Here is a 6,913-nt window from a genome sequence, read left to right as displayed (position 1 = left end):
ATCCCAAAAAATGTTTGGGCTACAAGTCACCGAGAGAATTTCTTATAGGTGGCTAACTCGGAATTGAAATTTGCCGACAAATTGGGGACAAATTGGGACTAGGATAATTTTTCAGATTTATCATGAAAAATCATTGACAAAGATAGTTTTTAGTAGTAAAATAGTTAGGACTTTGAAATTGAGGGGAGTGAAAAAAATGTCAAAAACAGTAGTACGCAAGAACGAATCACTTGATGATGCTCTTCGTCGTTTCAAACGTGCGGTTACTAAAGCTGGTACTCTTCAAGAAACACGTAAACGTGAATTCTACGAAAAACCATCTGTAAAACGTAAACGTAAATCAGAAGCAGCTCGCAAGCGTAAAAAATTCTAATTGAATTTCAGACAGCCTTCGGGCTGTTTTTTGTTTACATTTTAGGCGAAGTTTCATATAATGGATATACATTATTTGGACATTCAAAGGAGTACCTATGAGTATTTTAGTAACAGGTGGAGCAGGCTATATTGGTAGCCACACAGTGGTTGAATTGCAGAAATTGGGCAAAGATGTTGTCATTGTCGACAACCTGTCTAATTCAAGCATTTTGGTCTTGGATTGCATTGAGGAAATCACAGGCAAACGTCCGACTTTTTATGAATTAGACGTAGCGGATAAGGACGCCCTCCGTGCGGTTTTTGAGAAAGAAACGATTGAGTCTGCTATTCATTTTGCAGGCTACAAGGCGGTCGGTGAGTCGGTTGAAAAACCAATCATGTACTATGAAAATAACATCATGTCAACGCTTGCCTTGGTCGAAGTCATGGCAGAATTTGGTGTCAAGAAGATTGTCTTCTCATCCAGCGCAACTGTCTATGGACTCAACAATCCATCACCGCTTGTGGAAACCATGCCAACCAGCGCAACCAATCCTTACGGTTACACCAAGGTCATGTTGGAACAAATCCTTCGTGATGTGGCGGTAGCAGATAGCGACTGGTCAGTGGCCCTTCTCCGTTATTTCAACCCAATTGGTGCTCATGAATCAGGTTTGATTGGTGAAGATCCTGCTGGTATTCCAAACAACCTTATGCCATTTATTGCACAAGTAGCTGTTGGTAAACGGGCGGAGTTGAGTGTATTTGGTAATGATTACGATACAGTGGACGGTACCGGTGTCCGTGACTATATCCACGTGATTGATTTGGCACTTGGTCATATCAAGGCTCTTGAGAAAATTTCTGGTGAGACTGGTGTTCATACCTATAATCTCGGCTCTGGTCAGGGAACCAGCGTACTAGAGTTGGTACAAGCCTTTGAAAAAGTTAATGGTGTTCCGGTGCCTTACAAGATTGTAGAACGCCGTCCTGGCGATGTTGCCACTTGTTATGCTAATGCGGACAAGGCTCTGGCAGAGCTCAACTGGAAAACAGAAAAAACAATCGAAGACATGTGCCGTGACACCTGGAACTGGCAGTCTAAAAATCCAAATGGATATGAAGGATGAGAAAAGATGTGAGTATTGGCTCACATCTTCTTTTTGTCATAGTGCAAAAGAAAAACAGGCGGAAAGCCTGTTTCACTATCTTATTGATTATGGCTCTATAATTTCTGTAGTGGGTAAATCCACTGTAGAGATTATGGAGCCTTTTTGAGTATATACAAAAAGTCCCATATGACCTATAATGAAAAGCAACCACACTCACATTAGAAAGACTCATATGGAACAACTTTATCATACCACAGAACTAATTGGAATCAAAGACAAAAACATCAAAATTCTCTTCGTTTTGAAACATCAGAGCCATCTAGAAATCAGGGCAAAGCTAGATTACGACAGCCCTGGTTGTCCTCATTGCCAAGGGAAGTGTATCAAGTACGATTTTCAAAAGTCGTCAAAGATTCCGATTTTGGATTGTCAGGGCTTTCCGACCCTCCTCTTGCTTAAGAAACGACGGTTTCAATGCAAATCTTGCCAAAAAGTGACTGTATCTGAGACACCTCTAGTCAAGAAAAACTGTCAGATTTCCCAACCTATTTGGGAGAAAATCACACAACTCCATACAGAAAACATGACCAATATAGCCATCGCTAGGAGACTACATATCTCCGTGTCAGTTGTCCAGAGGAAACTGGCTCAATTTCAATTTGAGCATGATTTTACGACATTACCAAAAGTCTTGAGCTGGGATGAATTTAGTCGGAACAAGGGAAAACTCGCCTTTATTGCTCAGAATTTTGAGACGAGATCGATTGTGACCATTCTTGACAACAACCGCCAAACCACCATCAAGAACTATTTCTACAAGTATCCTAGGGCGGTCAGAGAAACTGTCGAGGTCGTAACAGTGGACATGTCGGGTAGCTATATTCCTATCATCAAACAGTTATTTCCAAATGCGAAAATTGTTCTTGATAGATTTCACATTATCCAACACCTGAGCCGTGCTATGATGACGACTAGAATTGATATTATGAAGACTTTCGATACGCGTTCCCTACCTTATCGATCCATGAAAAATCACTGGCGTATTCTCCAAAAAGATAGTCGTAAACTGTCTCTGAATCGCTTCTTTTCTCGCACTTTCGGGCAAACAGTAACACCGAAAGAGGTTGTCCAGAAGACATTGAATTTCTCTGTGGAACTGAAATTCTATTACGAACTCTATCAGATCCTTCTCTTCCATTTCCAAGAGATGAACTCGAAATATTTCTTCGAGCTTCTGGAAGACAATTTGGATTTTGTCAATCCTGCCTTTAAAACTGTTTTTAAAACTTTTCTAAAGTATAAAACGTACATCACGAACGCCATGGAGCTTCCATATTCCAACGCTAAGCTGGAAGCGACCAATAAACTCATCAAAGACATCAAGAGGCAAGCGTTCGGCTTTAGGAACTTTACGAACTTTAAAACCAAGATATATATTGCTTTGAACATCAAAAATGAGAGAACGAATTTCGTCCTCTCTAGGTGTTAGCTTTTCATCTACCCACTACAGTTGACAAAGAGCCTTGATTATTTTTTCAACAAGTCACGGATTTCTGCAAGCAATTCTTCTTGAGTTGGTCCTGCAGGAGCAGCTTCTTTCTTAGGCATTGCTTTTTCTGCAGCTTTAACGATGAAGAACAAAACTGTACCGATGATCAAGAAGTTGATAATAGCGCTCAAGAAGTTACCGTAAGTAACACCGTTCCAGCTCAAATCAGCAATCTTTTCTGCACCAGCAGCTTTCAAAGCTGGGTTCAACAAGAGGGGAGTAATCAAATCAGCAACGAATGAATCGATGATGGCTTTGAAGGCAGCACCGAAGATAACTGCGACAGCAAGGTCAATAACGTTACCTTGGAACAAAAATGCTTTTAAATCTTTCAACATATCCTAAATATGTCCTTTCATAAATTTTTACTCTATCTATTATATACACTTACATTAATTTTTCAAGTAATATGTCTCGAACATTTTACATTTCTAGAAATTTGTTATACAATATAGAATGTTAAAATGTGCGTATTCTCTGTATTTGTGAGGAGGTGACCGATGGTATCAAAAGAAAAAATCAATGATATTAAACAGGCTGTCAATATTGTTGATATTATCGGTGAGTCGGTTGCCCTGACCAAGGCTGGACGCAATTTTCTGGGACTTTGTCCCTTCCACGGTGAGAAAACTCCTTCCTTCAATGTGGTGGAGGATAAGCAATTCTATCATTGTTTCGGCTGTGGGAAGTCAGGGGATGTCTTCAAGTTTATCGAGGAAATACAGGGCGTGACCTTTGGGGATGCGGTACAGATTGTCGCTCAAAAGGCGGGAATTGTCCTAGAAACCAGTCCGCAATTTCAGCGGGCTGAGAAAGTTGCCAATCCCAACCAGGTTCTCTACGATATTCACACTGAGGCAGCTAAGTTTTATCATGCCTTGCTCATGACGACCAAGATGGGAGAGGAAGCGAGAAACTATCTCCACCAGCGCGGCCTGACAGATGAAGTCATCAAAACCTTTCAAATAGGCCTGGCCCCTGACCAGCAAAATATCCTCTATCAAAAATTGTCCAGCCAGTTTGAGGAAGACGCCCTCTTGCAATCGGGTCTTTTCCATCCTGGTGATCATAATAGAATCTATGATTCCTTCCACGGTAGAATTATTTTCCCCTTGACCGACGAATACGGTCGGGTTATTGCCTTTTCTGGTCGTGTCTGGACAGAGACGGACCGGGAGAATAAGCAGCTGGCCAAGTACAAAAATTCGCGTAGCACTGCAATTTTCAATAAAAGTTACGAACTATATCATTTGGATAGGGCAAAAGCTGTCATCAAGAAACAGCACGAAGTCTATCTGATGGAGGGCTTTCTGGATGTTATTGCGGCCCATCGTGCAGGAATTGAGAATGCGGTAGCCTCTATGGGAACGGCTTTGACCCGTGAGCACGTGACCCACCTGTCCAAGTATTGTAAGAAGGTTGTCCTGACCTATGATGGTGATAAGGCGGGACAGGCTGCTACCATTAAGGCTTTGGACGAATTGCAGGATTTCCAAGTGGAGATTGTCAGTCTACCAGATAATATGGACCCCGATGAGTTTTTGCAGAAGAACTCTGAGGTGGCTCTTGAGCAGGTTTTGACCAAATCACGCATTAGTGCGGTTGAGTTTTTAATCAACTATCTCAAGCCGGAAAATCCTGATAATTTGCAGATGCAGATTGATTTTGTGGAAAAAATTGCCCCTATCATTGCCAAGGTTCAGTCTATTACGGCCCAGAATTCCTATATCTACAAGGTAGCAGACCTCTTGTCTGATTTTGACTATGGTCAGGTGGAGCAGGCGGTCAACAACGTTCGCCTCACGCACCGCCAGCAACGCAGTCAGCAGGCCCAACAGTCCTTTTCTGAGGCAAAAAAATTGCCGGATCTGCAGGTTGTTCCGCGAGTGACTAGCTTGGTTCGGACAGAAAATCACCTGCTCTATCGGATGGCTGAACATCCCTACATTCTCAACGAATTTCGGCTGAGAGAGGATTTTGCCTTTGCGACGCCTGAATTGGAGGAACTCTTTCAGCTCTTGAAGAAGAATGGTGAGATTTCCAGCTTTGAATTATCCCAAGTCAGTGATAGTGCCCAACAGGCCTGGTACCGGGTCCTGGAAGAACGCTTGCCAGAGGAGGTTGCTACTCATGAAGTAGAGGAATTACTGGTCAGTCGGGATCGAGAATTGCTAAAAAAAGAAAACCAGCATGCTGCACGAGCCATTCGTGAGCATTCCCATGTGGGAAATACAGACATTGCCCTTGATGAGTTGCAAGAACTCCTCAATCGAAGAAAACAAATGGAGTAAAGATGACAAATAAAAAAGACAAGAAAAACGAAGTGACCACTTTTGATGTCCAAGTTGCAGAATTTATCCGCAACCATAAAAAGCAGGGTTCTGCGACAGATGATGAAATCAATGACCAGCTTGTCATTCCTTTCACCTTGGATGCGGACGGCATCGATGACCTTCTTCAGCGTATCCAAGACGCAGGGATTTCTATTGTGGACAAGGAAGGAAATCCTTCTGCGCGTGCTATGCAGGTAGAGGAAGAGCCAGAACTTTCTGATGAGGAATTACTTGGCAGCAACTCTGCCAAGGTCAATGACCCAGTTCGCATGTACCTCAAGGAAATCGGTGTTGTTCCCCTCTTGACCAACGAAGAAGAGCAGGAATTGGCGCTTGCTGTTGAGGCGGGCGATCCTGAGGCCAAGCAACGTTTGGCTGAGGCCAACCTGCGTTTGGTGGTATCTATTGCCAAGCGTTATGTTGGTCGTGGTATGCAGTTCCTTGATTTGATTCAAGAAGGCAATATGGGCTTGATGAAGGCCGTTGATAAATTTGATTACTCGAAAGGGTTCAAATTCTCGACCTATGCGACTTGGTGGATTCGTCAGGCCATTACCCGCGCCATTGCGGACCAGGCTCGTACCATCCGTATTCCTGTGCACATGGTGGAAACCATTAACAAGTTGGTCCGTGAGCAACGCAACCTATTGCAGGAACTTGGCCAAGACCCAACGCCAGAACAAATTGCTGAGCGTATGGATATGACGCCTGAAAAAGTGCGTGAAATTTTGAAAATTGCTCAAGAGCCTGTGTCTCTGGAAACACCAATTGGTGAGGAAGATGACAGCCATTTGGGGGATTTCATCGAGGACGAAGTAATTGAAAATCCAGTTGATTACACAACCCGCGTCGTTCTCCGTGAACAATTGGACGAGGTTCTGGATACCTTGACTGACCGCGAGGAAAATGTTCTCCGCCTGCGCTTTGGACTGGATGATGGAAAAATGCGCACCTTGGAAGATGTGGGCAAGGTCTTTAACGTAACCCGCGAACGCATCCGCCAAATCGAAGCCAAAGCCCTCCGCAAACTCCGCCACCCATCTCGCAGCAAACCACTCAGAGATTTTATTGAGGATTAAAACACCACTAACGTGGTGTTTTAACCCGAGCCTAGAAATAGGAAAGCGAGGCTAACCTCCGGGGGAGGTTTTGACACAAACTTCGTTTGTTTCATCTCCAACCTTCAACAGTCTCCCAGACTGTTGAAGCCTGCTTGAAAATAAGAGAGCAGGCTGTCTGGGAGACAAAATCAACCGCTCCCCTTGAAATAGGAAAGGGTGCATATGCCATTGGTACTTATCAGGTCGATCGCTGAAAACTCTAAAGCGAGATGAGTCTAATGGATGTTTAGCGCTAGGATGCTGACTTTCGTCAGTTTTATTTCCCACTTTCAACAGTCTCTCCCCAGACTGTTGAAACCCGCCCGAAAATAAGATAGTGTGCTAATGTCCGGTGAATTACAAGGATACTGATTTCCGTTAGTCTTAGAACGTATTAGGTAAATAAAGTAAGTAGCTCTGCTAAGAAAAAATAAAAATTTAGTTTATTTTGTGAGCGGAGCCCAA

The 6,913-nt window shown here is 43.3% G+C and carries 6 protein-coding genes; 5 read left to right on the top strand and 1 reads right to left on the bottom strand.

What is annotated here, in order from left to right; translation table 11 throughout:
• The first annotated feature begins 196 nt into the window (after positions 1-196).
• The 3 genes from rpsU to ACHBGV_RS06325 all read left to right on the top strand — a co-directional run bounded on the left by rpsU (position 197) and on the right by ACHBGV_RS06325 (position 2,955).
• Positions 197-373, top strand: a complete 177-nt coding sequence (rpsU, locus tag ACHBGV_RS06335; protein ID WP_000048054.1) for a 30S ribosomal protein S21 — start codon at positions 197-199, stop codon at positions 371-373.
• 97 nt (positions 374-470) lie between these two features.
• A complete protein-coding gene (galE, locus tag ACHBGV_RS06330; RefSeq protein WP_394735911.1) occupies positions 471-1,484 on the top strand; it encodes a UDP-glucose 4-epimerase GalE in 1,014 nt (337 codons plus the stop codon).
• A gap of 214 nt (positions 1,485-1,698) precedes the next feature.
• Positions 1,699-2,955, top strand: coding sequence for an ISL3 family transposase (locus ACHBGV_RS06325; RefSeq protein ID WP_394735910.1), 1,257 nt, complete (start codon positions 1,699-1,701; stop codon positions 2,953-2,955).
• A 38-nt stretch (positions 2,956-2,993) separates the two neighbouring features.
• Here the strand turns inward: ACHBGV_RS06325 and mscL are convergent, their stop codons facing one another.
• Positions 2,994-3,353, bottom strand: coding sequence for a large conductance mechanosensitive channel protein MscL (gene mscL / locus ACHBGV_RS06320; protein WP_105111874.1), 360 nt, complete (start codon positions 3,351-3,353; stop codon positions 2,994-2,996).
• A gap of 162 nt (positions 3,354-3,515) precedes the next feature.
• Between mscL and dnaG the strand changes: the two genes are divergently transcribed.
• The gene (gene dnaG, locus ACHBGV_RS06315; RefSeq protein ID WP_394735909.1) at positions 3,516-5,306 is read left to right on the top strand and encodes a DNA primase; all 1,791 of its coding nucleotides are present in this window, start codon (positions 3,516-3,518) and stop codon (positions 5,304-5,306) included.
• 2 nt (positions 5,307-5,308) lie between these two features.
• A complete protein-coding gene (rpoD, locus tag ACHBGV_RS06310) occupies positions 5,309-6,427 on the top strand; it encodes an RNA polymerase sigma factor RpoD (RefSeq protein ID WP_105111872.1) in 1,119 nt (372 codons plus the stop codon).
• The last annotated feature ends 486 nt before the right edge of the window (positions 6,428-6,913 follow it).

This window comes from Streptococcus sp. A34 (assembly GCF_043674115.1).
Taxonomy (GTDB): Bacteria; Bacillota; Bacilli; order Lactobacillales; family Streptococcaceae; genus Streptococcus; species Streptococcus suis_V.
Note: the sequence above shows the minus strand (reverse complement) of the source record. Positions and strands in the feature narration are given on the sequence as shown.

Bases quoted from the DNA above. Each gene is read 5' to 3' on its own strand.
- rpsU (WP_000048054.1), top strand. From the start codon at position 197: ATGTCAAAAACAGTAGTACGCAAGAACGAATCACTTGATGATGCTCTT.
- galE (WP_394735911.1), top strand. From the start codon at position 471: ATGAGTATTTTAGTAACAGGTGGAGCAGGCTATATTGGTAGCCACACA.
- ACHBGV_RS06325 (WP_394735910.1), top strand. From the start codon at position 1,699: ATGGAACAACTTTATCATACCACAGAACTAATTGGAATCAAAGACAAA.
- mscL (WP_105111874.1), bottom strand. From the start codon at position 3,353: ATGTTGAAAGATTTAAAAGCATTTTTGTTCCAAGGTAACGTTATTGAC.
- dnaG (WP_394735909.1), top strand. From the start codon at position 3,516: ATGGTATCAAAAGAAAAAATCAATGATATTAAACAGGCTGTCAATATT.
- rpoD (WP_105111872.1), top strand. From the start codon at position 5,309: ATGACAAATAAAAAAGACAAGAAAAACGAAGTGACCACTTTTGATGTC.